At 60.4% G+C, this 22,517-nt stretch carries 21 protein-coding genes; 12 read left to right on the top strand and 9 right to left on the bottom strand.

What is annotated here, in order from left to right; translation table 11 throughout:
• Nucleotides 1-18: 18 nt before the first annotated feature.
• Genes ftsX through ftsY form a run of 3 tightly spaced genes read right to left on the bottom strand, consistent with a single transcriptional unit; the run spans nt 19 to nt 3,265 of the window.
• The gene (gene ftsX, locus KRR23_RS20700; RefSeq protein WP_216744019.1) at nt 19-1,041 is read right to left on the bottom strand and encodes a permease-like cell division protein FtsX; all 1,023 of its coding nucleotides are present in this window, start codon (nt 1,039-1,041) and stop codon (nt 19-21) included.
• Nucleotides 1,038-1,709: a cell division ATP-binding protein FtsE gene (ftsE, locus tag KRR23_RS20695; RefSeq protein ID WP_019694097.1), complete on the bottom strand. Its 672-nt coding sequence runs from the start codon at nt 1,707-1,709 to the stop codon at nt 1,038-1,040. The genes ftsX and ftsE overlap by 4 nt, the downstream gene beginning before the upstream one ends.
• Nucleotides 1,706-3,265, bottom strand: a complete 1,560-nt coding sequence (gene ftsY / locus KRR23_RS20690) for a signal recognition particle-docking protein FtsY (RefSeq protein ID WP_216744018.1) — start codon at nt 3,263-3,265, stop codon at nt 1,706-1,708. Before ftsY ends, ftsE begins: the two co-directional genes overlap by 4 nt.
• 342 nt (nt 3,266-3,607) lie before the next feature.
• Here ftsY and KRR23_RS20685 point away from each other — a divergent pair, with 342 nt between their 5' ends.
• The 5 genes from KRR23_RS20685 to KRR23_RS20665 all read left to right on the top strand — a co-directional run bounded on the left by KRR23_RS20685 (nt 3,608) and on the right by KRR23_RS20665 (nt 8,975).
• Entirely contained in the window at nt 3,608-4,969 is a 1,362-nt protein-coding gene (locus KRR23_RS20685; RefSeq protein WP_216744017.1) for a pitrilysin family protein, read from the top strand.
• Nucleotides 4,962-6,452 (top strand): pitrilysin family protein, encoded by a 1,491-nt coding sequence (locus KRR23_RS20680; protein WP_216744016.1) that lies wholly within the window; start codon nt 4,962-4,964, stop codon nt 6,450-6,452. The genes KRR23_RS20685 and KRR23_RS20680 overlap by 8 nt, the downstream gene beginning before the upstream one ends.
• Nucleotides 6,452-7,069 (top strand): 16S rRNA (guanine(966)-N(2))-methyltransferase RsmD, encoded by a 618-nt coding sequence (gene rsmD / locus KRR23_RS20675; RefSeq protein WP_054594477.1) that lies wholly within the window; start codon nt 6,452-6,454, stop codon nt 7,067-7,069. Before KRR23_RS20680 ends, rsmD begins: the two co-directional genes overlap by 1 nt.
• A gap of 72 nt (nt 7,070-7,141) precedes the next feature.
• On the top strand, nt 7,142-8,140 hold the full coding sequence (locus KRR23_RS20670) for a hydrolase (protein WP_216744015.1): 999 nt from the start codon (nt 7,142-7,144) through the stop codon (nt 8,138-8,140).
• Between the two features lie 4 nt (nt 8,141-8,144).
• Nucleotides 8,145-8,975 carry an AraC family transcriptional regulator gene (locus tag KRR23_RS20665; protein WP_216744014.1) on the top strand — a complete coding sequence of 277 codons (831 nt, stop codon included), beginning with the start codon at nt 8,145-8,147 and terminating at the stop codon, nt 8,973-8,975.
• 37 nt (nt 8,976-9,012) lie between these two features.
• Here KRR23_RS20665 and KRR23_RS20660 read toward each other — a convergent pair whose 3' ends face one another.
• Both KRR23_RS20660 and KRR23_RS20655 read right to left on the bottom strand, forming a co-directional pair.
• Nucleotides 9,013-9,867, bottom strand: a complete 855-nt coding sequence (locus KRR23_RS20660) for a sulfurtransferase (RefSeq protein WP_216744013.1) — start codon at nt 9,865-9,867, stop codon at nt 9,013-9,015.
• A gap of 32 nt (nt 9,868-9,899) precedes the next feature.
• The gene (locus tag KRR23_RS20655; protein ID WP_216744012.1) at nt 9,900-10,571 is read right to left on the bottom strand and encodes a TetR/AcrR family transcriptional regulator; all 672 of its coding nucleotides are present in this window, start codon (nt 10,569-10,571) and stop codon (nt 9,900-9,902) included.
• 147 nt (nt 10,572-10,718) lie between these two features.
• Between KRR23_RS20655 and KRR23_RS20650 the strand changes: the two genes are divergently transcribed.
• From KRR23_RS20650 to KRR23_RS20630, 5 genes are all read left to right on the top strand, one after another.
• Nucleotides 10,719-12,149: a coniferyl aldehyde dehydrogenase gene (locus KRR23_RS20650; RefSeq protein WP_054594482.1), complete on the top strand. Its 1,431-nt coding sequence runs from the start codon at nt 10,719-10,721 to the stop codon at nt 12,147-12,149.
• A gap of 183 nt (nt 12,150-12,332) precedes the next feature.
• A complete protein-coding gene (locus tag KRR23_RS20645; RefSeq protein WP_216744011.1) occupies nt 12,333-12,878 on the top strand; it encodes a twin-arginine translocation pathway signal protein in 546 nt (181 codons plus the stop codon).
• A 64-nt stretch (nt 12,879-12,942) separates the two neighbouring features.
• Nucleotides 12,943-14,538: a GMC family oxidoreductase gene (locus KRR23_RS20640; protein ID WP_216744010.1), complete on the top strand. Its 1,596-nt coding sequence runs from the start codon at nt 12,943-12,945 to the stop codon at nt 14,536-14,538.
• 115 nt (nt 14,539-14,653) lie between these two features.
• Complete coding sequence (coaD, locus tag KRR23_RS20635) at nt 14,654-15,133, top strand: pantetheine-phosphate adenylyltransferase (RefSeq protein ID WP_008019993.1); 480 nt, start codon at nt 14,654-14,656, stop codon at nt 15,131-15,133.
• 138 nt (nt 15,134-15,271) lie between these two features.
• Entirely contained in the window at nt 15,272-15,523 is a 252-nt protein-coding gene (locus KRR23_RS20630) for a YfhL family 4Fe-4S dicluster ferredoxin (protein WP_019694109.1), read from the top strand.
• 99 nt (nt 15,524-15,622) lie between these two features.
• Here the strand turns inward: KRR23_RS20630 and KRR23_RS20625 are convergent, their stop codons facing one another.
• The 3 genes from KRR23_RS20625 to KRR23_RS20615 form a co-directional block, all read right to left on the bottom strand.
• Nucleotides 15,623-15,946 (bottom strand): multidrug transporter, encoded by a 324-nt coding sequence (locus KRR23_RS20625; RefSeq protein WP_216744009.1) that lies wholly within the window; start codon nt 15,944-15,946, stop codon nt 15,623-15,625.
• Between the two features lie 54 nt (nt 15,947-16,000).
• Nucleotides 16,001-16,813 (bottom strand): bifunctional DNA-formamidopyrimidine glycosylase/DNA-(apurinic or apyrimidinic site) lyase, encoded by an 813-nt coding sequence (gene mutM, locus KRR23_RS20620; protein WP_054594486.1) that lies wholly within the window; start codon nt 16,811-16,813, stop codon nt 16,001-16,003.
• Nucleotides 16,814-17,109: 296 nt separating this feature from the next.
• A complete protein-coding gene (locus tag KRR23_RS20615) occupies nt 17,110-17,925 on the bottom strand; it encodes an HDOD domain-containing protein (RefSeq protein WP_216744062.1) in 816 nt (271 codons plus the stop codon).
• A gap of 201 nt (nt 17,926-18,126) precedes the next feature.
• On the opposite strand from KRR23_RS20615, the gene KRR23_RS20610 reads away from it, so the two are divergent.
• Nucleotides 18,127-19,323: a class I SAM-dependent rRNA methyltransferase gene (locus KRR23_RS20610; RefSeq protein WP_216744008.1), complete on the top strand. Its 1,197-nt coding sequence runs from the start codon at nt 18,127-18,129 to the stop codon at nt 19,321-19,323.
• Between the two features lie 134 nt (nt 19,324-19,457).
• Nucleotides 19,458-20,657 (top strand): multidrug effflux MFS transporter, encoded by a 1,200-nt coding sequence (locus KRR23_RS20605; protein WP_216744007.1) that lies wholly within the window; start codon nt 19,458-19,460, stop codon nt 20,655-20,657.
• A gap of 167 nt (nt 20,658-20,824) precedes the next feature.
• Here the strand turns inward: KRR23_RS20605 and KRR23_RS20600 are convergent, their stop codons facing one another.
• Nucleotides 20,825-22,507 (bottom strand): DUF4153 domain-containing protein, encoded by a 1,683-nt coding sequence (locus KRR23_RS20600; RefSeq protein WP_216744006.1) that lies wholly within the window; start codon nt 22,505-22,507, stop codon nt 20,825-20,827.
• Nucleotides 22,508-22,517: the final 10 nt, after the last annotated feature.

Genomic DNA, 22,517 nt, shown 5'->3' with positions numbered 1-22,517 from the left:
CATACAAGCAATAAGACACTACTTCGGTGCGAGCTCTCTCAAATGGCGCGCTACCGCAATCCAAGCACCGATATACCCCAACAGCACTGCGCCTAGCAAGAGTGACAGACCATCGGCAACCGGTACCCCGGACAACGCGAAATTACTGCCATACAAGCCGGCCAGCCCAACCACTGCGTCGTTCAGCCAATTCAGGCCAAACGCCAGAACACCCCAGGAAAGAATCCCCGCACCGAAGCCATACAGCGCACCCATGTACAGAAAGGGCCTACGCACATAGCTGTCAGTGCCGCCGACGAGTTTAATCACTTCTATCTCTGTGCGGCGGTTTTCAATATGAAGACGAATGGTATTGCCTATCACCAAAAGTAATGCAGAAACCAGCAACACGGTCAGGCCGAAGACAAACCGCTCGCCCAGCTTGAGGATGGCCGCCAAACGCTCGACCCAGACTAGATCAAGTTGCGCCTGTTGTACCTTCGGCAACTCGGAAAGTTTTTGTCTTAATGCTTCAAGGGTCGCCTTGTCGACTTCGTTCGGAGTGACCAGCACCACACCAGGTAACGGGTTCTGCGGCAACTCCTTGAGTGCCTCGCCCAGACCGGACTGCTGCTGGAACTCTTCCAGCGCCTGTTCGCGGCTGATGTATTCGGCATCGGCTACACCCGGCATGCCTTTGATCTGCTCGCGCAGTTGCTCGCCTTCGTTGGCGCTGGCATCGATCTGCAGGTAAAGCGAGATCTGCGCCGCACGCTGCCAGGAGCCTCCCAGACGTTCGACATTGTTCAGCAGCAACGACAAGCCCATTGGCAAACTCAGGGCAACCGCCATCACCAGACAGGTGAAGAAGCTGCCGATGGGCTGCTTGCCCAGACGCCGCAGGCTGTCCAGCAAACTGGCGCAGTGACTTTCGATCCAGGCGCGCAGCAAGGTGCTGAAGTCCGGACCATCGTCTTCATCGCGCTTTTTTTTCTGTGGTTGCGGATCGGCGGCCTTCGGGGCCACGCGCTCGGAAACCTTCGGACTGCGTGTTGCACTCATACCCCGGCCTCCCCGTCGCCGATCAATCGGCCACGCTGCAAGGTCAGCATGCGATGACGCATGCGGGCGATCAGCGCCAGATCGTGACTGGCGATCAGCACGCTGGTACCCAGACGGTTGATGTCTTCGAAGACGCCCATGATTTCTGCCGCCAGACGCGGGTCGAGGTTGCCGGTCGGTTCGTCCGCCAGCAGCAAGGCCGGGCGATGGACGATGGCGCGGGCAATGCCGACACGCTGTTGCTGACCGGTGGACAGATCACCCGGGTAGAGGTCGGTCTTGTCCGAGAGTGCAACGCGCTCCAGGGCCGAATCCACGCGCTTGGCGATTTCAGCCTTGGACAAGCCGAGAATCTGCAACGGCAAGGCGACGTTGTTGAACACCGTACGGTCGAACAACAACTGGTGGTTCTGGAATACCACGCCGATCTGCCGGCGCAGGTACGGGATCTGCGCGTTGCTGATGGTCGCCAGGTCCTGCCCGGCCAGCAGCAGTTTGCCAGTGGTCGGACGCTCCATCGCGAGTAACAGCCGCAGCAGGGTACTTTTACCAGCACCAGAATGGCCGGTGACAAACAAGAACTCGCCCCGACGGACTCGAAAGCTCAGCTCATGCAAGCCGACGTGACCGTTCGGATAGCGCTTACCGACCTGTTCGAAACGAATCATGAACGCTCCCGCTCGGCAAATAGTGCCTGGACAAAGGGTTCTGCTTCAAAGGTACGCAAATCATCGATGCCTTCACCGACACCGATGTAGCGAATCGGCAGACCAAACTGCTTGGCCAGGGCGAAAATCACCCCGCCCTTGGCCGTGCCATCGAGTTTGGTCAGGGCCAGGCCGGTCAGTTCGACCGTCTGGTTGAATTGTTTGGCCTGGTTGATGGCGTTCTGGCCAGTACCAGCGTCGAGCACCAGCAGCACCTCATGCGGCGCATCGGCGTCGAGTTTGCTGATCACCCGGCGAACCTTTTTCAGTTCTTCCATCAGGTTGTCTTTGGTGTGCAGGCGACCGGCGGTATCGGCGATCAGCACATCAATGCCACGGGCCTTGGCGGCCTGTACCGCATCGAAGATAACCGAAGCCGAGTCGGCGCCGGTGTGCTGGGCGATCACCGGGATCTTGTTGCGTTCGCCCCAAACCTGCAATTGCTCGACCGCCGCGGCACGGAAGGTATCACCGGCTGCGAGCATGACTTTCTTGCCTTCAAGCTGCAGCTTCTTCGCCAACTTACCGATGGTGGTGGTTTTGCCGGCGCCGTTGACGCCGACCACCAGAATCACGAACGGCTTGTTCTGCGAGGTGATTTTCAGCGGCTGCTCGACAGGCTTGAGCATGTTGGCAAGCTCGGCCTGCAAGGATTTGTACAGTGCATCGGCGTCGGCCAACTGCTTGCGCGCGACCTTCTGGGTCAGGCTCTGGATGATCACCGATGTCGCTTCGACACCCACGTCAGCGGTCAGCAGGCGGGTTTCGATGTCTTCGAGCAGTTCGTCATCGATGATCTTCTTGCCGAGGAACAGGCTGGCCATGCCCTCGCCAATGCTCGCGCTGGTTTTCGACAGGCCTTGCTTGAGGCGGGCAAAGAAGCCGGCTTTGGTTTCTTCGGTGCGAACCGGTTCGGCTGCAACCGGCGCCGCAACCGGAACGACCGGAGCAACCGGCGCTGGCGGTGTTACCGGAGCCGCGACGACGGGCGCTGGGGCAAGCACAGGTTCTGGGGCACGTTCTGGTGCCACGAATGCGGCAATCACCGGCTGAGGCAGATCAGGCTCATCAACCGTCAGTTGCTCAGCCGCCGGATCAATGACCGGGACCGGTTCGACCACCAGCAGCTCTACCGCTTGCTGGACTACTGTCGGCGCAGGAATCGGTGGCGTGACATGCGGCGCCAGCTCGTTTTCGACCAGGGCCACCGGCTCTTCAGCCACCGGCAACGTCAACCACGGCTTGTGTACGACTTCTGGCGCGCGCGGTACTTCAGCGACTGGCACAGGCGCTGGCTCGACAACCGGTTGCACTACCGGCTCGGCTATCGGCGATACGACGGCGGTCGGCGCTTGCGCAACGGGCGCAGCTTCTATTACCGGCTCAGGCGCAACCTCTGGAAGTGGCTGTGGCTGTTCGACGGCGGGCTCCTGCGGCTTTTTGCGCAGCCATCCGAACAGGCTTTTCTTCTCGCCAGCCGCAGCTGGGGTCTTCTTGTCGTCGTTGGAACCAAACATGGAGGACGGCTATCTCACGGTAGCGACGCGCCAATGGCGCCTCGGCAAATAAATATTCGATGCAGAACAGACTGCGTTTCACCCAGCTTGTTCACGCGCAACATTTTGTCGAAGTGCTCAACAGCACCTCAAGGATCGATTTTACGAAGGACTGAACTGGCAAAATCGGCGAAAAAGCGGAGTTTAGCTGATAAACAGAGGCTTTCCGCCGCGAACCCATACAGCCTGATCAAGCACAAAAGCCTGATAGGCGTGGCCGCCAGTAAAACGGACCGTTATCCTAGCACCTCCTCGCCCGCCGACGCTAAGACCTAGCGGGCAGCCCAACAGGTTTAAAAACGAATGAATGCTCTAGCCCGCCGCGCTGCAGGCCTGCTGCTCAGCACAGTTTGTCTGCCCCTTTCAGCTTTGGCTGCCGCCCCCCAACCGACCCACGAATTCACCCTCGACAACGGCCTCAAGGTCGTCGTGCGCGAGGATCATCGTGCACCCGTCGTCGTTTCCCAGATCTGGTACAAGGTTGGCTCCAGCTACGAAACCCCGGGCCAGACCGGTTTGTCCCACGCCCTGGAACACATGATGTTCAAGGGCAGCGAGAAAGTCGGCCCCGGCGAAGCGTCGTTGATCCTGCGCGACCTCGGCGCCGAAGAGAACGCCTTCACCAGCGACGACTACACCGCGTATTACCAGGTGCTGGCGCGTGATCGCCTGGGCGTGGCCTTTGAACTGGAAGCCGACCGCATGGCCAACCTGCGCCTGCCGGCCGACGAGTTCAGCCGCGAGATCGAAGTGATCAAGGAAGAGCGCCGCATGCGCACCGACGACAAGCCGATGGCCAAGGCTTACGAGCGCTTCAAGGCCATGGCCTACCCGGCCAGCGGCTACCACACGCCGACCATCGGCTGGATGGCTGACCTGGATCGCATGAAGGTCGAAGAACTGCGCCACTGGTATAAATCCTGGTACGTGCCGAACAACGCCACGCTGGTGGTGGTCGGTGACGTAACCCTGGACGAAGTCAAAGCCCTGGCCCAGCGCTACTTCGGACCGATCCCGAAGCGCGACGTGCCGCCAGCGAAGATTCCGCTGGAACTGGCCGAGCCCGGCGAGCGCCAGATCACCCTGCATGTACAGACGCAATTGCCGAGCCTGATGCTGGCCTTCAACGTGCCGAGCATCGCCACTGCGCAAGACAAGCGCTCGGTCAATGCCCTGCGGTTGATCGCGGCATTGCTTGATGGCGGCTACAGCGCGCGCATCTCGGCGCAACTGGAGCGCGGCGAAGAACTGGTCTCCGGTGGTTCATCGAGCTACGACGCCTACACCCGTGGTGACAGCCTGTTTACCTTGTCGGCATCGCCGAACACCCAGAAACACAAAACCATGGCCCAGGTCGAAGCCGGCCTGTGGAAACTGCTCGAACAGCTGAAAACCACCGCGCCTTCGGCTGATGAAGTTGAACGCGTACGCGCACAAGTGATCGCCGGCCTGGTCTACGAGCGTGACTCGATCACCAGCCAGGCCACTGCCATTGGTCAGCTGGAAACCGTCGGTCTGTCGTGGAAGTTGATGGACACCGAACTCGCCGAGCTGCAAAGCGTGACACCGGAAGACATCCAGAAAGCCGCCCGCACCTATTTCACTCGCGAACGTCTCAGCGTTGCGCATGTACTGCCACTGCCCGAGGAAACCGCTCATGAGTGAGAGTAAAAAACCACGCCTGGCCCTGATCGGCCTGGTACTCGTCGCACTGGTCGCCGCGTTCGGTTTCTACCTCAGCCGTTCGACCGAGACCAATGCCAGCGAAGCCCTCGACCAGGCCAAGGCCAGCAAAAAGCTGCAATCACTGGCCGAACTCGACGGTAAAGCGCCGAGCCACCGCACGCTGGACGTGCAAACCTGGAAAACCGCTGAAGGCTCCAAGGTGCTGTTCGTTGCAGCCCCGGAACTGCCGATGTTCGACATGCGCCTGATCTTCGCCGCCGGCAGCAGTCAGGACGGTGATAAACCGGGGCTGGCCGTGCTGACCAATGCCATGCTCAACGAAGGTATCGCCGGTAAAGATGTCAGCAAGATCGCTGAAGGCTTCGAAGGCCTTGGCGCAAACTTCGGCAACGGCGCCTACAAAGACATGGCCGTCGCCACATTGCGCAGCCTGAGTGCTGTGGATAAACGCGAGCCGGCGCTGAAACTGTTCGCTGAAGTGGTCGGCAAACCGACGTTCCCGACCGACTCATTGGCGCGCATCAAGAACCAGTTGCTCGCCGGCTTCGAATACCAGAAGCAGAACCCCGGCAAACTGGCGAGCCTTGAGCTGATGAAGCGCCTGTATGGCAACCACCCTTACGCACACTCAAGCGACGGCAATGCGCAAAGTGTGCCGCCGATTACCGTGGCGCAATTGCGGGCCTTCCACGAAAAAGCCTATGCCGCGGGCAACGTGGTGATTGCACTGGTGGGCGACTTGTCGCGCAGCGAAGCCGAAGCGATTGCCGAACAGATTTCCGTCGCACTGCCAAAAGGCCCGGCGCTGGCGAAAATCGAACAACCGGCTGAACCAACAGCCAGCATCGGGCACATCGAGTTTCCGTCCAAGCAAACCAACCTGATGCTCGCGCAACTGGGCATCGACCGTGACGATCCGGACTACGCGGCCGTCTCCTTGGGCAACCAGATTCTCGGTGGCGGTGGCTTCGGCACCCGACTGATGAGCGAAGTACGTGAAAAACGCGGCCTGACCTACGGCGTCTACTCCGGTTTCACCCCGATGCAGGTCCGTGGCCCGTTCATGATCAACCTGCAAACCCGCGCCGAAATGAGCGAAGGCACGCTCAAACTGGTGCAGGACGTGCTCGCCGACTACTTGAAAACCGGCCCGACCCAGAAAGAACTCGACGACGCCAAACGTGAACTGGCCGGCAGCTTCCCGCTGTCCAACGCCAGCAACGCCGATATCGTCGGCCAACTGGGCGCCATGGGCTTTTATAACTTGCCGCTGAGTTACCTTGAAGACTTCATGCGACAGTCGCAAAGCCTGACAGTCGAGCAGGTCACCGCGGCAATGAACAAACACCTGAGCACGGACAAAATGGTCATCGTTTCTGCTGGTCCGACCGTGCCGCAAAAGCCGTTACCGGCCCCAACTGACAAACCATCCGAGCAGCCGCTCGGGGTTCCGGAGCATTAATGGCCAGTCCATCGCGTCCTAAAAAACCTGTTCATAACGTGCATAACGGCGTGAACCAATTACGCATCATCGGCGGCGAATGGCGCAGCCGTCGCCTGAGTTTCCCGGACGCTCCAGGCTTGCGCCCGACGCCCGACCGCGTGCGTGAAACCCTGTTCAACTGGCTCGCGCCGTACGTTGCCGGGGCCAAAGTGCTCGATCCGTTTGCCGGCAGCGGCGCGCTGTTTCTCGAAGCGCTGTCCCGTGGCGCCGCCATGGGACAGGCGCTGGACGCCAGCAGCCTGGCGGTTTCCAGCCTGAAAGAACATTTGGGAACGCTGCGTTGCACCGTCGGCCAGGTGCAAACCGCCGATGCCTTGCGCTACCTGGAAACCCAGCCAGCGATCGCCTACGACCTGGTGTTCCTCGACCCACCGTTCAACCAGAACCTGTTGCCCGCCGTTTGCACATTACTTGAAGAACGCCAATGGCTCGCCGACGACGCGTGGATCTACACTGAAAGTGAGACCGCGCCATCGACCCTCGGTCTGCCAGGGGGCTGGCGCCTGCACCGGGAGCAAAAATCCGGGCGGGTCTACTATGCGCTGTGGCACCGTATGGCAGAGATCGCCGGTTAATCCACCGGCCTGAACAAGGCGCGTGCCTGGGGTTAACAATCTCTGGCACGCACCGCTGCATCGAGAACAACCGTGCCTACATCGCCTGATCGTTTCATCCCTGCCTTCGGCCTCGGCAACCCGCATCTGCAAACCTTGTGGGGACCGCTGTGGCGCAAAACCACTCACCTGGATCGACAACGCGAACGTCTGTGGCTCGACGACGGTGACTTCCTCGATCTCGACTGGCACGGGCCGCACAGCGCCAATGCGCCTCTGGTGCTGGTGTTGCACGGGTTGACCGGTTCTTCGAACTCGCCCTATGTCGCCGGTCTGCAAAAAGCCCTATTCGCCCAAGGCTGGGCCAGCGTGGCGCTGAACTGGCGCGGCTGTTCGGGCGAACCGAATCTGTTGCCGCGCAGCTATCACTCCGGCGCCAGCGAAGACCTCGCGGCGGCGATAAACCACCTTCGAGCCACCCGCCCGTCGGCGCCGCTGTACGCCGTCGGCTATTCGCTGGGCGGCAACGTGCTGCTCAAGCACTTGGGTGAAACCGGCAGTGGCAATCAGTTGCAGGGCGCGGTGGCGGTCTCGGTACCCTTTCGCCTGGACCAATGCGCTGATCGCATCGGTCAGGGATTTTCGCGGATCTATCAAGCGCACTTCATGCGCGAAATGCTCGCCTACATCAAGACCAAGCAACAGAAGTTCCTGCACGACGGCCACCACGAGGGCCTGGAGACCCTGGCCAGACTCGGCTCACTGGAGAACCTGCGCACTTTCTGGGATTTCGATGGCCGGGTGACTGCGCCACTGAACGGTTTCAAGGACGCGCATGACTATTATCGCCGCGCCTCCAGCCGTTATTTTCTCGGCGAGATCCGCACGCCGACCCTGATCATTCAAGCGGCCGACGATCCTTTCGTCTTTCTCCACAGCATGCCACACGCCAGCGAGCTATCGGACTGCACGCAGTTCGAATTGCAGGCCAAGGGCGGGCATGTCGGTTTTGTCGACGGCACGTTCCGCAACCCCGGTTACTACCTGGAGCGACGTATCCCGGCCTGGCTGGCCAACACAGGGCGCGAGTAAGGCCATGGAGGCTACCCCGGGCGAGTCGATCCACTTCTGGCAAACGGCCCCTTTGGCCGGCGTCGAGCTGTTGTCCGCACGCTACATCGAACAGCGCTTCGTCCCTCACGTACACGACGGTTTCGTCATCGGCATCATCATGGCCGGCGCTCAACGCTACCGCTATCGTGGCGCCGAACATCTGGCCGGCAGCGGGACGCTGGTGGTGATCAATCCAGACGAATTGCACACTGGCCACAAAGGCACGGACAACGGTTGGCTGTACCGGGCGTTCTATCCCGACAACCAGCAAATCCTTTCGTTGCTGGGCGAACTTGAGCTGCCTGACCACGACTTGCCGGCCTTTGGTGCGACGCTGTATCGCGACCCGGATCTGGTGAGTGGCCTCTGCCAACTGCACCGTTTGCTGGAGAGCCCTGCCAGTGCGCTGCAACAGCAGACCGCATGGCGGGAAATGATGCTGTCGTTGCTGCAACGTCACGCCGCAGTAGCAACGCCCGGTCAACCTGGCCAGGAACATCGGGCTATCGCCCGGGCCAAGGAACTGCTGCACGCGCAGCTCGCTGCACCGCCCTCCCTGGAAGAACTGGCCGCTGCGGTGAACCTTTCGCCCTTCCACTTCGCCCGAGTGTTTCGCTACGCCACCGGCATGCCGCCGCACGCATGGCTGATGCAGCAGCGTATCGCCCAGGCCCGTGCGTTATTACAGGAAGGCTGCCTGCCACTGGACGTTGCCACCCGGCTCGGCTTTGCCGACCAGAGTCATCTGAGCCGGCAGTTCAAGAAGGTTTATGGCGTGGGACCGGGGGCTTATCGCAGCGCCCGACTGCTTTGAGTCTCAAAGCCCCCCAATACCCACAGGGGATTTGCGATTAGTCGCCGGTAGCGACGCCCCGCGCAGGATCGGTGATCCATTCGCTCCACGACCCGGCATACAGCGAGCCCAATGGATAACCGGCCAGGCACAACGCAAACAGGTTATGGCACGCGGTCACGCCAGAGCCGCAATACGCCACCAGTTCGGTCGGCGAACGATCACCCAGCTTCGCGGCAAAACGCTGCTTGAGCTGATCGGCGGGAAGGAAACGCCCGTCGGCATCCAGGTTGTCGGTAAAGGCCGCGCATTGCGCGCCGGGAATGTGCCCGGCGACCGGATCAATCGGCTCGACCTCGCCACGAAAACGCGGCAGGCCCCGGGCGTCGAGCAAGGTCAGGGTCGGTTGACCGAGGCGCTGTTGCAGTTTTTCGGCACTCACTAACAAGGTGTGGTCCGGCGCGCCAGTGAAGGAGCCACGGCTGATTGCCGGTGCATCCAGGCTCAGCGGTAAACCCGCCGCGTGCCAGGCCTTGAGGCCACCGTCGAGAATGAACACGCCATCGCGCTTGCCCAGCCACGCCAGCAACCACCAGGCCCGCGCGGCATACATGCCGGGGCCGTCGTCATACAAAACGATTTCGCTGTCGTTATTGATACCCCAATCCTGCAAACGCTGAATCAAGTGGTGCGGCGTCGGCAATGGATGGCGACCGGTGACACCCTTGACCACGGGTCCGCTGAGGTCACGTTCGAGGTCCGCAAACGAGGCACCCTCGATATGCCCCAGGGCATAGCTGCGCTGGCCGTAATCCGGGTCTTCGAGGGCAAAACGACAATCCAGAATCACCAACCCGGCCCGCCCCTTTTTCTGGTCCAGGGCGTTCGGGCTGATCAGTTGCGCAATGGGCATAGCGGGCTCCTGTGGTTAAGTCTTTGTCGATCCTACTGCACTTCTTCCAGGGCCTGGGCCAACGGCACGTAAAACTCCTCGAACAAGGCATTGACCGCCTCGCGTGCTTGCTCCGTGACAAATCCTGCTTCCAGCACCAGCACCTGATACACGCCACGTTTAATGGCTTGCTCGCTGAGGTGGTTGGAATTTTCCCGCGTGGTGCACAGAAAGCGCACCCAGGACGTGAGGATGATCCAGGCGTTGAGCGTCAGGGATTCGATCTGGACCTTGTCCATGCACAGGATGCCGGCCTCGACGAAACCTGCGTAAATCGCCGTGCCCTGGATCAGGCAACGTTGCGAAAAACGCCGGTAGCGGGCAGCCAGTTCCGCATCGTTGTCGAGCAAGTGCTCGAGGTCGCGGTGTAAAAACCGGTAGCGCCACATGGCGGACAGGAGTTCCTGCAAGTAGAAACGCTTGTCTTCAACGGTCGCGGCGCGGCCCTGAGGTGGGCGCAGGAAGCTCTCCACCAGGGCTTCGTACTCACTGAACAACACGGCAATGATCGCCTGCTTGTTGGGGAAGTGGTAGTACAGGTTGCCCGGAGAAATTTCCATGTGCGCGGCAATATGGTTGGTACTGATGCTGCGTTCACCCTGTTGATTGAACAGCTCCAGGCTGTTCTGCACGATGCGCTCGCTGGTTTTTATTCGTGGGGCCATGGCTTGAGCTTTAATTCTTCTGTGCGTTGCCGGGCATCTTACGACCTATCCGCTGGCGGATAAATCATCGCTTCCCGAGGATGTCATTTGACTTTCTAGAGCATAGACTCTAAAAACTTCCTCATTCTAAAAAAAACCGGAGCTACCATGCCCGCCGACATTGCCTACCTGCAAAACTCTCAACAGCCATTGAGTGAGCTACACGCTCTGTTTGCCGCCCAGCGCCAGGCCTACGCGGCCCACCCGATGCCGCCGGCCGCGCAACGCCAGCAATGGCTCAAGGCATTGCGTGATCTGTTGAGTGACGAGCGTCAGGCCTTGATCGACGCGATCAGCCAGGATTTCAGCAACCGTAGCGCCGATGAAACCCTGCTCGCCGAGCTGATGCCGAGCCTGCACGGCATTCAATACGCCAGCAAACACCTCAAAGGCTGGATGAAAGCGTCCCCGCGCAAGGTCGGAATCGCCTTTCAGCCGGCGGCGGCCAAGGTGGTTTATCAGCCGCTGGGCGTAGTCGGAGTCATCGTGCCGTGGAACTACCCGCTGTACCTGGCAATCGGCCCATTGGTCGGCGCGTTGTCGGCGGGCAACCGAGTGATGCTCAAACTTAGCGAGTCCACCCCGGCCACCGGGCAACTGCTGAAAACGTTGCTGGCCAAAGTGTTCCCCGAAGACCTGGTGTGCGTGGTGTTGGGCGAAGCCGAAGTCGGCATGGCCTTCTCCAGACTGCCCTTCGATCATTTGTTGTTCACCGGCGCCACCAGCATCGGCAAACATGTCATGCGTGCGGCGGCAGAGAACCTGACGCCGGTGACACTGGAATTGGGTGGCAAGTCTCCGGCAATCGTTTCCCACGACGTACCGCTCAAGGACGCCGCGGAACGTATTGCCTTCGGTAAAACCCTGAATGCCGGACAAACCTGTGTCGCGCCGGACTATGTGCTCGTGCCGGAAGAGCGGGTCGGCTCCTTCGTCGAAGCCTATCGCCAGGCGGTTCGCGGGTTTTACCCGACACTCGCGGACAACCCCGACTACACCGCGATCATCAATGAGCGCCAATTGGCCCGGCTGCGCAGCTACCTCAGCGACGCCACCAGCAAGGGCGCGCTGCTGATTCCGATGTTCGAGCAGGATCAGGACCGACGCATGAGCCACAGCCTGCTGCTGAATGTCAGCGACGAGATGATCGTGATGCAGGACGAAATTTTCGGCCCGGTGCTGCCGATCGTTCCTTACAAGAATCTGGACCAGGCGTTTGCCTACATCAATCAGCGGCCACGTCCGCTGGCGCTGTATTTCTTCGGCTACAACAAGGCCGAACAAAATCGCGTCCTCAACGAAACCCATTCCGGTGGTGTGTGCCTGAACGACACCTTGCTGCACGTCGCGCAAGACGACATGCCGTTTGGCGGTATCGGCGCTTCAGGCATGGGCCATTACCACGGCCATGAAGGCTTCCTGACGTTCAGCAAAGCCAAAGGCGTGCTGATCAAGCAGCGCTTTAACGCGGCGAAGCTGATTTATCCGCCTTACGGCAAGTCGATCCAGAAGCTGATCCAGAAGCTGTTCATCCGCTGACACCTAGGGTCTGTACGAGAACTCGCCGAGCGGTGATCAGGCAAGGCAAAAACAGGCGAGGAACGGCTGGGGTCGCACGCGACTTTAGGCCCCTAAATGAGCATTCCGAGCCTGTTTTTAACGCAGCCTGGTCGACACGCAGGCAGTTTTCGTACAGAGCCTCATGACCGGGTAATAACAATAATGCATCCAAGCCTGTTCGAATCCCCCGCGCTGACACGGCGCAGCCTGCTCAAATTCAGTCTCTGCACCAGCGCCTTCCTGACCGCGGCGGGCCTCGGCGCCAGCCTCAGCGGATGCTCGGCCAGCACCCCGGCCAGCGGTTTCGCCATGTTGCGCAGCAGTGATCTGCCGTTCCTGCGCGCGCTGATCCCGGTGATGCTCGACGGCGCCGTGGCCGTCGAAAAACTCCCAGCCGCCGTCGAAAGCACCCTCCAATCGCTGGACCATGACCTCAATCACCTGTCGCCGGAAATGCTCAAGCTGACCCAACAACTGTTCGACGTGCTCGGCATGACCGTCACTCGCGGGCCACTGACCGGAATCTGGGGCCACTGGGAGAACGCCGATAGCGACGACATCCGCCAGTTCCTCCAGCGCTGGCAAAACAGCTCGCTAAGCCTGTTGCGCATGGGCCACAGCTCGATCCTGCAACTGGTGATGATGGCCTGGTACAAGCGCGCCGAGTCCTGGGCACATTGCGGATATCCGGGGCCGCCCGCCGTTTGAGACCGAGGTGTCCCTATCGCGAGCCGCATCACCACCGAATCCAAAACAATAAGAGAGCCCAAAGATGCCCGTACCCGATCCGTTCCGCGAAGGCCTGGCCCGTGGCTGGAAAACCTACAACGGCTCGCAACTGGCCAATGATCTGACTCTGGAAGCCGACATTGCCATCATTGGCAGCGGCGCTGGTGGCGGCACCACCGCCGAAATCCTCAGCGCTGCCGGCTACAAGGTACTGCTGATCGAAGAAGGCCCGCTGAAGACCAGCAGCGACTTCAAGATGCTCGAAGACCAGGCCTATTCCAGCCTTTATCAGGAAGGCATCGGCCGTATGAGCAAGGACGGCGCGATCACCATCCTGCAAGGCCGTGCAGTCGGTGGCACGACGCTGGTCAACTGGACCTCAAGTTTTCGCACCCCCGAGCCGACCCTCGAACACTGGGCCAGGGAACACGACGTCAAGGGCCACAGCCCGGCCGAAATGGCGCCCTGGTTCGAGAAAATGGAGCAACGCCTCGGCGTCGCCCCATGGCTGGTGCCGCCGAATGCCAACAACAACGTGATCAAAAAAGGTTGTGAACAGCTCGGCTACAGCTGGCACGTGATCCCGCGAAATGTGCGCGGTTGCTGGAACCTCGGCTATTGCGGCATGGGCTGCCCGACCAACGCCAAGCAATCGATGATGGTCACCACCATCCCCGCAACCCTGGAAAAAGGTGGCGAGCTGCTCTACCTCGCCCGCGCCGAACAGCTGCTGATCAAGGATGACAACGTCACCGGCCTGCGCTGCGTGGCAATGGATGAGCGCTGCGTGGCGCCGACCGGGCGCAGCATCACCGTCAAGGCGCGGCACTACGTACTGGCCGGTGGCGGCATCAACAGCCCGGCATTGTTGCTGCGCTCAAAAGCCCCGGATCCCCATGAGCGCCTTGGCAAGCGGACTTTTCTGCACCTGGTGAACATGTCTGCCGGGCTGTTCGACGAGGTGATCAACCCGTTTTACGGCGCGCCGCAGTCGATTTACTCCGACCACTTTCAATGGCAGGACGGCACCACCGGCAAAATGTCCTACAAGCTGGAAGTGCCGCCGCTACACCCCGCGTTGGCGGCGACCTTGCTCGGTGGCTTTGGCGAAGAGAACGCTCGACACATGCAGCAATTGCCGCACACCCACGCGATGCTGGCCCTGCTGCGTGACGGTTTTCACCCGGACAGCCCGGGTGGCAGCGTCGAGTTACGCGGCGATGGCTCACCGGTGCTCGACTATCAGGTCTCAGCCTATGCCTGGGAGGGTATACGTCGAGCGTTTCACAGCATGGCCGAGATCCAGTTCGCCGGCGGTGCCAACGCGGTCATGCCGATGCACGCCGATGCGCGCTACGTGAAAACCCTCGCCGAGGCACGAGCGCTGATCGACGGCCTGAGCCTTGAGCTGTACCGCACACGACTGGGCAGCGCTCATGTGATGGGCGGATGCGCCATGGGTGAAGACCCGAAAAACGCTGTCACCGATAGTCTCGGCCGTCATCATCAGCTGAGTAATCTGTCGATCCATGATGGCTCGCTGTTCCCCACCAGCATTGGCGCCAACCCGCAATTGTCGGTCTATGGACTGACCGCGCAACTGGCGACAGCGCTGGCTGTGCGTTTAAAAAACCCATGAAAAAACCCATAATTCGCATCGTCTATAGTGCTTTCTTACCCCAAAGGCGACTTGGCCGACCGGGAAGGCTGCGATACCATCCGACTCCCCAACGGACTCCCGCCAGGACGACGCGATGAACCGAGTGTTGTACCCAGGTACCTTCGACCCTATTACCAAGGGCCATGGCGATCTGGTCGAACGCGCCTCGCGCCTGTTCGATCACGTGATCATCGCCGTCGCCGCCAGCCCGAAGAAAAACCCGCTATTTCCCCTGGAACAGCGTGTGGAGCTGGCCCGCGAGGTCACTAAACATCTGCCGAACGTCGAAGTCGTCGGCTTTTCGACGCTGCTGGCGCACTTTGCCAAAGAGCAGAACGCCAACGTGTTCCTGCGTGGCCTGCGCGCGGTATCGGACTTCGAATACGAATTCCAGCTGGCCAACATGAACCGCCAATTGGCCCCGGATGTGGAAAGCCTGTTTCTTACCCCGTCCGAGCGTTATTCGTTCATTTCTTCGACGCTGGTCCGTGAAATTGCTGCCTTGGGCGGCGATATCACCAAGTTCGTCCACCCTGTCGTGGCCGACGCGCTGACCCTGCGCTTCAAGAAGTAAGCGCTGCCACAGATTCGGGCCGCGTTCGGACAATCTCTTGCAGTCCATCGCGCCCGCGTGCACTGCGGGCGCCGATGCGGCACAATTGTACGCATCAGTTTTCAGATGCCTGGGCAAACTACCCCGGCAGGAGTCCCAATGTCCCTGATCATCACCGACGATTGCATCAACTGCGACGTCTGCGAACCCGAGTGCCCGAACGCCGCCATCTCCCAGGGCGAAGAGATCTATGTGATCGACCCGAACCTCTGCACCCAGTGCGTCGGCCACTACGACGAACCACAGTGCCAGCAGGTTTGCCCGGTGGATTGCATTCCGCTGGACGAAGCGCATCCAGAGACTCAAGAGCAGTTGATGGAGAAGTACCGCAAGCTTACCGGCAAGGCTTAAGTATTTTGGTGTCTGTTCCGACGCCATCGCGGGCAAGCCTTGCTCCTACAGGTCGGTGAAATCCCGTAGGAGCAAGGCTTGCCCGCGATGTTTTTAAAGCTACTGCTGCTGCTCAAAACCCTCCCCGATACACCCCAGGCAACGGACGAACGCCGCTTTCGCCGGATCGACCACCAGCGCCTGTCCCGCATCGCCTACCCCGCCGCCCAGCGCGGTAAACGGCAAGGACACAATAAACACCCCGGCACCGATCACCGTCGCTGCGACCAGCAACGGGCGTGCGATCAGCAGATCGCCGATCATCGCGTAGGCCGGTGGGTTGTGGATGCTGTAATTGGGGTCGCCGCTGCCGCCGTCGGACGCCTGGGCAGATAAGCCGATGCTCAACAGCAACGCGGCAGCAAGGGTTCGAATCGATGTCATGGCACGGTCCTTCGGCTAGGCAGTCAGACCACTAACTATAGACCGTAGGAATTCTCAGCTCTGACAACGCGGGCAAAAGACGCTGGCGCGCTGCCCGAGGCGAACTTCCCGCAATTCGCTACCACAGACCTTGCACTGCTCACCGCCACGGCCGTACACGAACAACTCTTGCTGGAAATACCCCGGCTGGCCGTCACCGCCAATAAAGTCGCGCAGCGTGGTGCCGCCGCGTTCGATAGCAGCGGCCAGAATGCGTTTGATCTCGATCGCCAGCTTCAGATAGCGCGCCCGGGAAATCCCCTTGGCCTCGCGGCGCGGGTCGATCCCGGCAGCAAACAGTGCTTCGGTCGCATAAATGTTGCCAACCCCGACCACCACGGCGTTGTCCATGATGAACGGCTTGACCGCCATCGAACGCCCGCGTGACAGCTGGAATAGCCGCTCGCCATCGAACAGATCCGTCAGCGGCTCCGGCCCCAGACGAACCAGCAACTCGTGATTCAGCGGATCGAGGCTCCAGAGCATCGCGCCAAAACGCCGCGGATCGGTGTATCGCAGCGCCAGGCCGGACTCGAGTTCGATGTCCACATGCTCGTGCTTGAGCGCCGGCAAGCCGACTTCCACCAGACGCAAATTCCCCGACATGCCCAAATGGCTGATCAACGTGCCGACTTCGGCGTTGATCAGCAAATACTTGGCACGTCGCTCCACCAACACGATGCGCTGCCCGGACAGCCGCACATCGAGGTCCTCGGGGATCGGCCAGCGCAGACGCCGATCACGCACGATCACGCGACTGACGCGCTGCCCTTCAAGGAACGGGGCAATACCGCGACGGGTGGTTTCGACTTCTGGCAGTTCAGGCATGGCGCACTCGGTTCAGGAAAGGTCTAGGGTCTGTTGACGTTTGGTGGCGGCCGCGACGGATGCCCGCTTGGTGCAGGGCAAGGCGCGAGGAACGCGGTTTGGTTGTTCCAAATAAGTTCCGAGCAACGCAGCCCTGCACCAAGCGGGCCCCGTCCCTTCGGGTTGCGTGCCAACGTGCGCGAGGCTGCGTTGCGGGATTTGCTAAGGGAACAACCATTGGCGGCATCCCGCGCCTTGCCTCGCACACGTTGGCCCAGCAACGCGGCTCGCCACCAAACGTCAACAGACCCTAACACTCAATGATGAGCGCCAAGCTCGCGAATCGTCTGTTTGAGGTTTTCGAAGTCGTAGTCCGAGAGGCCGACATAATCGAGCACCAGGTGCCCGATGCTATCCCACTCGTGGTCTTCGGTCTGATTGCCCAGCACCCGATACGACGCGCAAATGTGTTCCGCCATCTTCAGGATCGCCAGCAAGTTTTTCAACTGGCTGTTACGGGATGATTCGTCGCTGAAAATCGCCAGTGCATTGTGGTGATTGGCGATAGCGTTGGTCACATGCTCCGGCAAGCGCCAGGACTTCGCAGTGTAGTAACCGACCACGGCGTGGTTGGTGTTGAGTACGCGGTTCTCGGTATCAACCACCCGGCACTCGGCGTTGGCACTGGCGTAGGCTTCTTCCAGCACCGACATATAGTTGGGGAAGCGCTTGAGCATCAACGGCACGCCACAATCGTGGAACAGGCCTAAAGCATAAGCCTCGTCCACAGCCTGCGAACCAATGCGCTTGGCCAGGCTCAGGCTGGTCATCGCCACGTCCTGGGCGGTGTCCCAGAACCGGTTCAAGGTGACGATGGTGTCGTCATTCATCTCGCCCTTGATCGACTGCGCATTGATCAGATTGATGACCGAACGACTGCCCAGCAGGTTCACCGCGCGCTGGATCGAGGCGATCTTGTTGCTCAGCCCGTAATACGGCGAATTGACGATCTTCAACAAAGCGCCAGAGAGGCCCGGGTCTTGGGAGATCAACTTCGCGATCACTTCCAGGTCCGGGTCCGGCATGTACTGCTCCATCTGCAAATCCACCATGATTTGCGGCTGAGGCGGCACGCTGATGCCTTGCAGGGCCTGTTGAATCTGTTCGGAAGATAGCTCTTGGGACATACGTACTCACTCTGGGCCAAGGGGCGATTCTAGCGGAAAAAATCCGCCACATGGGCGATCTGTCCGACGCAACGCCCAGAAACAACCGCGCTGCGCCTCCCATCTAGCGCTATAATCCCGCTCTTTTTTTTCACCTGGAGCGACGTCATGTCCCTGCCAAGCTTGCGCCTCAAAGCCAACGCCGACCGTCGCCTGCGCGCCGGCCACCTGTGGGTCTACAGTAACGAAATCGACGTAGCCGCCACCCCGCTGCACGGCTTCAAGGCTGGCGACCAAGCGATTCTCGAAGCTGCCGGCGGCAAGCCGCTGGGCATCGTCGCCATGAGCCCGAACAACCTGATCTGCGCTCGCCTGCTGTCGCGCGACATCAAGTTGCCGCTCGACAAGTCGCTGCTGGTGCACCGCCTCAACGTTGCGCTGTCCCTGCGCGAGCGCCTGTTCGACAAGCCGTTCTATCGCCTGGTCTACGGCGACTCCGACCTGCTGCCAGGCTTGGTAGTCGACCGTTTCGGCGACATCCTGGTGGTGCAGATCGCTTCGGCGACCATGGAAGCCCATAAAGAAGACGTGATCGCCGCACTGACCCAAGTGCTCAAGCCAAGCGGCATCCTGTTCAAGAATGACTCCGCGGCTCGTGACGCCGAAGGCCTCAACCGCTACGTCGAAACCGTGTTCGGCCTGGTGCCGGAGTGGGTTGCCCTGGAAGAGAACGGCGTGAAGTTCGAGGCACCGGTCATCCAGGGACAGAAAACCGGCTGGTTCTACGACCACCGCATGAACCGCGCGCGCCTGGCACCTTATGCCAAAGGTAAACGCGTGCTGGACCTGTACAGCTACATCGGCGGCTGGGGCGTGCAAGCTGCCGCTTTCGGTGCCAGTGAAGTGTTCTGCGTCGACGCTTCGGCCTTCGCCCTCGACGGTGTCGAGCGTAACGCCGCACTGAACGGTTTCGCCGACAAAATGACCTGTATTGAAGGCGACGTGTTCGAAGCCCTGAAAGAGCTGAAAGCCAGCGAAGAACGATTCGACGTCATCGTGGCCGACCCTCCGGCGTTCATCAAACGCAAGAAAGACATGAAGAACGGTGAAGGCGCCTACCGTCGCCTGAACGAGCAAGCCATGCGCCTGCTCAACAAGGACGGCATCCTGGTCAGCGCTTCGTGCTCGATGCACCTGCCCGAAGACGACCTGCAGAACATCCTGCTGACCAGCGCCCGCCACCTGGACCGCAACATCCAGCTGCTGGAACGTGGCGGCCAGGGTCCTGATCACCCGGTGCACCCGGCGATTCCTGAAACCCGCTACATCAAGAGCATCACCTGCCGACTGCTGCCAAACAGCTGATCGCTCCCTGCTTGTAGGAGCGAGCCTGCTCGCTCCTACAACAGACTCAGAAAGGTCCCGCACCCGCCTGCATTGACTTTCCTCTTCATCAAATCAACCCTCGGCCACTCCTCACGGACCGAGAGCGTTGCTTGATGACCCACGCCATATACACCAAAGAAAAGTCGTCGATCATCCTGTTGTTGATGACCATGACGCTGCTGGGTGTTTTCCCGCTGGACGTGGTGCTCCCGTCCTTTCCCGATCTCGCTGACTACTTCCAGACCTCACCGTCCGAAATTGCCTTGTCCGTCAGCGTATTCGCCATTGGTCTGGCGTTGTCCGTGGTGCTGGTCGGGCCGCTGTCAGATTTGTGGGGGCGCAAAAAACTGCTGCTGGCCGGTATCGCCATCGCGGTGGTCGGTGCGACGGGCTGCCTGGCTTCCAGCGAATACAGCTGGTTTCTGGTCTTTCGCGTAATTCAGGCGGCGGGTTGCGGATCTTTTGTGCTGTCACAGGCGCTGGTTCAGGATTTGTTCGTCGGCAAGGAACAGGAGCGAATAAGGATCTGGATGGTGACAGGCGGCGGGGTGTTCATTTCGATATCGCCGCTGCTCGGGACCTGGTTGCAATTGCATCTGGGCTGGCAGGGCAGCTTTTACGTGTTTATCACGCTGGCCGTCATTGTCTGGCTAAAAACCTGCTTCCTGCTCAAGGAAGCCCCGCACAGTAGTACTCCATCGCCCGGTCGTTTTTTCAGTGCCTATTGGCGGGTGTGCTCCGATGCACGCTTCATGGGCTATTGGCTGATTTCAGCCCTGGCCTTTGCCTGCCATTTTTCGTTTATCGTCATTTCGCCCATCATTTTCATGGAGCATCTGGCGCTCTCGGCCTACGAGTTCGCCTGGGCGTTGTTGCTGTATGGCGTGGCCTATGTGTTTGGCGGATTTATCGCCAGCGTCCTGCATCGGCGCCTGCAGGCCAATACGCAGATTGTGATTGGCCTCGGGCTGATCGCGCTGTCAGGGTTGGTCATGCTGTGGTTGGCGGATCAGTTCGGCCTCTCTGCTACCGTGGTGCTGATACCCATGCTGATTTGTACGGCCGGCACCACCATTGCCAGGCCTATCGCCAACTCCAAAGCCATGAGTCTCTATCCACAGGATGCCGGCACGTCTACCTCGGTCGGCGGCGTGATGATTTTCATGTGCGGTGGTGTGATCAGCGTGGTGATCAATCTCGCGCCCGAGGACCTGACCACTGCGCTCGCCTTGTGCTTCTTGACGTTGAGTGCCGCGGGTCTTGGCTTGAATGCACTGATCACACGGGGGCACCAGGCGCTGAAGGTGGGCTGATAACTGCCAGTCGTTCACCCAATTCGTACCCGGCCACGTCCACCTCAAGGACCTCGGCCAACTGGTTGCTCGCGGCATCCAGTGAATCACAATGCTGCTCCGCTTAAGTGAACAGCATTGCGGCCATGTGCCGGGATTTTCAGTTGAGGACAAACACTTTCAGCCGATCATCTACGACTGCGAGTCTGCCGCGATTCCAGCTCCACGCCGTCGACCTGCAGGGTCTTGTAGCGTTGGCGCACCGCTTTGATCTTGCCCTCGCGAATCTGCGTGATCAGCCCTGACGCATCGGTGATGCCAGAGAGCAAGCCCTCCACCTGCCATGCACCCTTGCCCTGGCCTTCACGGGCATACAGCATTGCCGAAGATGCCCAGCTCTGCTTTTCGATCAGCAGCACTTCATCGATGCCATCCTCGTCCAGGTCCACCGCCCAGGCCGCGCAGCCGGGAGGGTTGCACTCGCCCCTGGTGGTCAGCAACTCGATCAGTTGCTTGCTGTTATCGGGGACCGGGCCCAGCCAGTACAACTTCGGCGTCAGATAATCGACCGGCTGGTCCTTGATCGAAACCGCCTCCAGCATTTCCAGCAGCTGCACCCTGCCCGGCTCATCCAGGATCTGCCCCTGACGCACCTGCGCAAGCAACCCGTCGAACTGCTCCCGGCCGGGGGCGCCCAGGCGCTGGCGCAGGCTCCTGGCATCGAACTCGGCCACCGGCGTACGCCCGCTCAATAGGCGCTGCACCTGATTGTGGGCACTGAAGGCCTGCGGGTCGAGCAGCGGGCTGAACATCAACAACAGCACCACAAAGCTCAACAGGGCGACCCAAGGGTTGCTGCGGCTCAGGCTGGCAAGCCACACCGACTGCCTGGCAAATACCGCCCACAACGCCGCGAGGCTGTGCACCAGGGCCACAACCACCAGCAGCATGGCCAGAAAGCGCGATGGGGTCAGGCCGTATTGATCAATCCGTAGCCAGCTCGAATACCCCCCCATCACCACCAGCAACGGCAGGCAGCACAGGCTGGCGTTGATCAGGATTTTCAGCGGTTTGGCGTAGACGGCATCGTGCTCGCCGTCCTGGAACACACCATTGAGTAAAAACAGATTGCTCGCCGCCAGGCACAGCAAAATATGCGTCGAGTAACCGGTGCTCCAGATCGGCTGCAGGCCGGTAATCGCAAGGGCCAGAGTGAAGAACACGGTGATCAGCGCACAAAGGGGCAGCAGGTAGCGGCACACCGTCAGCAGCACGCCGCGCAGCAGGCCAATGACCTTTTCGTTTTCGCGGCCCATGCGCATGCCCAGCGAGAAAAACAGCGGCAGGCTGAAGCAGAGGAAGTACGACGAGGTGAACAGCTCAGCCAGCTGAGGCATGCCGAGAATACTGAACAGACGGCCACACAGCCACAGCAACAGGCTGAAGGCCAGGGTCACCAGCAGCGCCAGCAGCACGATAAAAGCGTTGTTCCAAGCGTGCCGGAACAGGTCCGGATAACGTGGGCGGTTGCCTTCGCGGGTTGGCCAACTGAGGACGAACGCGGTGCCGATATAGGCCAGCACCGTCGCCGTAAAAGGCCAGAACATCCACAACCAGCCGTAGGCATCGCGGATAAATACCCAGCTGGAGAACCCGGCCATCAGCAAACTGAAACCCGTCACCAAGACCCAGGTACCACGCTCGCGCACGGCACTGCCGAGCAATTGCAGGTTGCCCCCCGCTACCAGGGCCAAGGTGCAGGCGAAGGTGGAAAGCCCAGGCTGGCGATAGAACAGGCTGCCGCTGAGCAGCAGCCCCTGGACCAAGGCGATGGCGATATAGAACAACAAGGAGCGGTTCAGCGCAGGCATTGCAAATCCT

The sequence above is a fragment of the Pseudomonas sp. CVAP#3 genome (assembly GCF_018986375.1).
GTDB classification, from domain to species: Bacteria; Pseudomonadota; Gammaproteobacteria; order Pseudomonadales; family Pseudomonadaceae; genus Aquipseudomonas; species Aquipseudomonas helvetica.
Note: the sequence above shows the minus strand (reverse complement) of the source record. Positions and strands in the feature narration are given on the sequence as shown.

Excerpts from the sequence above, each read along its gene's own strand:
- ftsX (WP_216744019.1), bottom strand. The coding sequence starts at position 1,041 with ATGAGTGCAACACGCAGTCCGAAGGTTTCCGAGCGCGTGGCCCCGAAG.
- ftsE (WP_019694097.1), bottom strand. The coding sequence starts at position 1,709 with ATGATTCGTTTCGAACAGGTCGGTAAGCGCTATCCGAACGGTCACGTC.
- ftsY (WP_216744018.1), bottom strand. The coding sequence starts at position 3,265 with ATGTTTGGTTCCAACGACGACAAGAAGACCCCAGCTGCGGCTGGCGAG.
- KRR23_RS20685 (WP_216744017.1), top strand. The coding sequence starts at position 3,608 with ATGAATGCTCTAGCCCGCCGCGCTGCAGGCCTGCTGCTCAGCACAGTT.
- KRR23_RS20680 (WP_216744016.1), top strand. The coding sequence starts at position 4,962 with ATGAGTGAGAGTAAAAAACCACGCCTGGCCCTGATCGGCCTGGTACTC.
- rsmD (WP_054594477.1), top strand. The coding sequence starts at position 6,452 with ATGGCCAGTCCATCGCGTCCTAAAAAACCTGTTCATAACGTGCATAAC.
- KRR23_RS20665 (WP_216744014.1), top strand. The coding sequence starts at position 8,145 with ATGGAGGCTACCCCGGGCGAGTCGATCCACTTCTGGCAAACGGCCCCT.
- KRR23_RS20660 (WP_216744013.1), bottom strand. The coding sequence starts at position 9,867 with ATGCCCATTGCGCAACTGATCAGCCCGAACGCCCTGGACCAGAAAAAG.
- KRR23_RS20655 (WP_216744012.1), bottom strand. The coding sequence starts at position 10,571 with ATGGCCCCACGAATAAAAACCAGCGAGCGCATCGTGCAGAACAGCCTG.
- KRR23_RS20650 (WP_054594482.1), top strand. The coding sequence starts at position 10,719 with ATGCCCGCCGACATTGCCTACCTGCAAAACTCTCAACAGCCATTGAGT.
- KRR23_RS20645 (WP_216744011.1), top strand. The coding sequence starts at position 12,333 with ATGCATCCAAGCCTGTTCGAATCCCCCGCGCTGACACGGCGCAGCCTG.
- KRR23_RS20640 (WP_216744010.1), top strand. The coding sequence starts at position 12,943 with ATGCCCGTACCCGATCCGTTCCGCGAAGGCCTGGCCCGTGGCTGGAAA.
- coaD (WP_008019993.1), top strand. The coding sequence starts at position 14,654 with ATGAACCGAGTGTTGTACCCAGGTACCTTCGACCCTATTACCAAGGGC.
- KRR23_RS20630 (WP_019694109.1), top strand. The coding sequence starts at position 15,272 with ATGTCCCTGATCATCACCGACGATTGCATCAACTGCGACGTCTGCGAA.
- KRR23_RS20625 (WP_216744009.1), bottom strand. The coding sequence starts at position 15,946 with ATGACATCGATTCGAACCCTTGCTGCCGCGTTGCTGTTGAGCATCGGC.
- mutM (WP_054594486.1), bottom strand. The coding sequence starts at position 16,813 with ATGCCTGAACTGCCAGAAGTCGAAACCACCCGTCGCGGTATTGCCCCG.
- KRR23_RS20610 (WP_216744008.1), top strand. The coding sequence starts at position 18,127 with ATGTCCCTGCCAAGCTTGCGCCTCAAAGCCAACGCCGACCGTCGCCTG.
- KRR23_RS20605 (WP_216744007.1), top strand. The coding sequence starts at position 19,458 with ATGACCCACGCCATATACACCAAAGAAAAGTCGTCGATCATCCTGTTG.
- KRR23_RS20600 (WP_216744006.1), bottom strand. The coding sequence starts at position 22,507 with ATGCCTGCGCTGAACCGCTCCTTGTTGTTCTATATCGCCATCGCCTTG.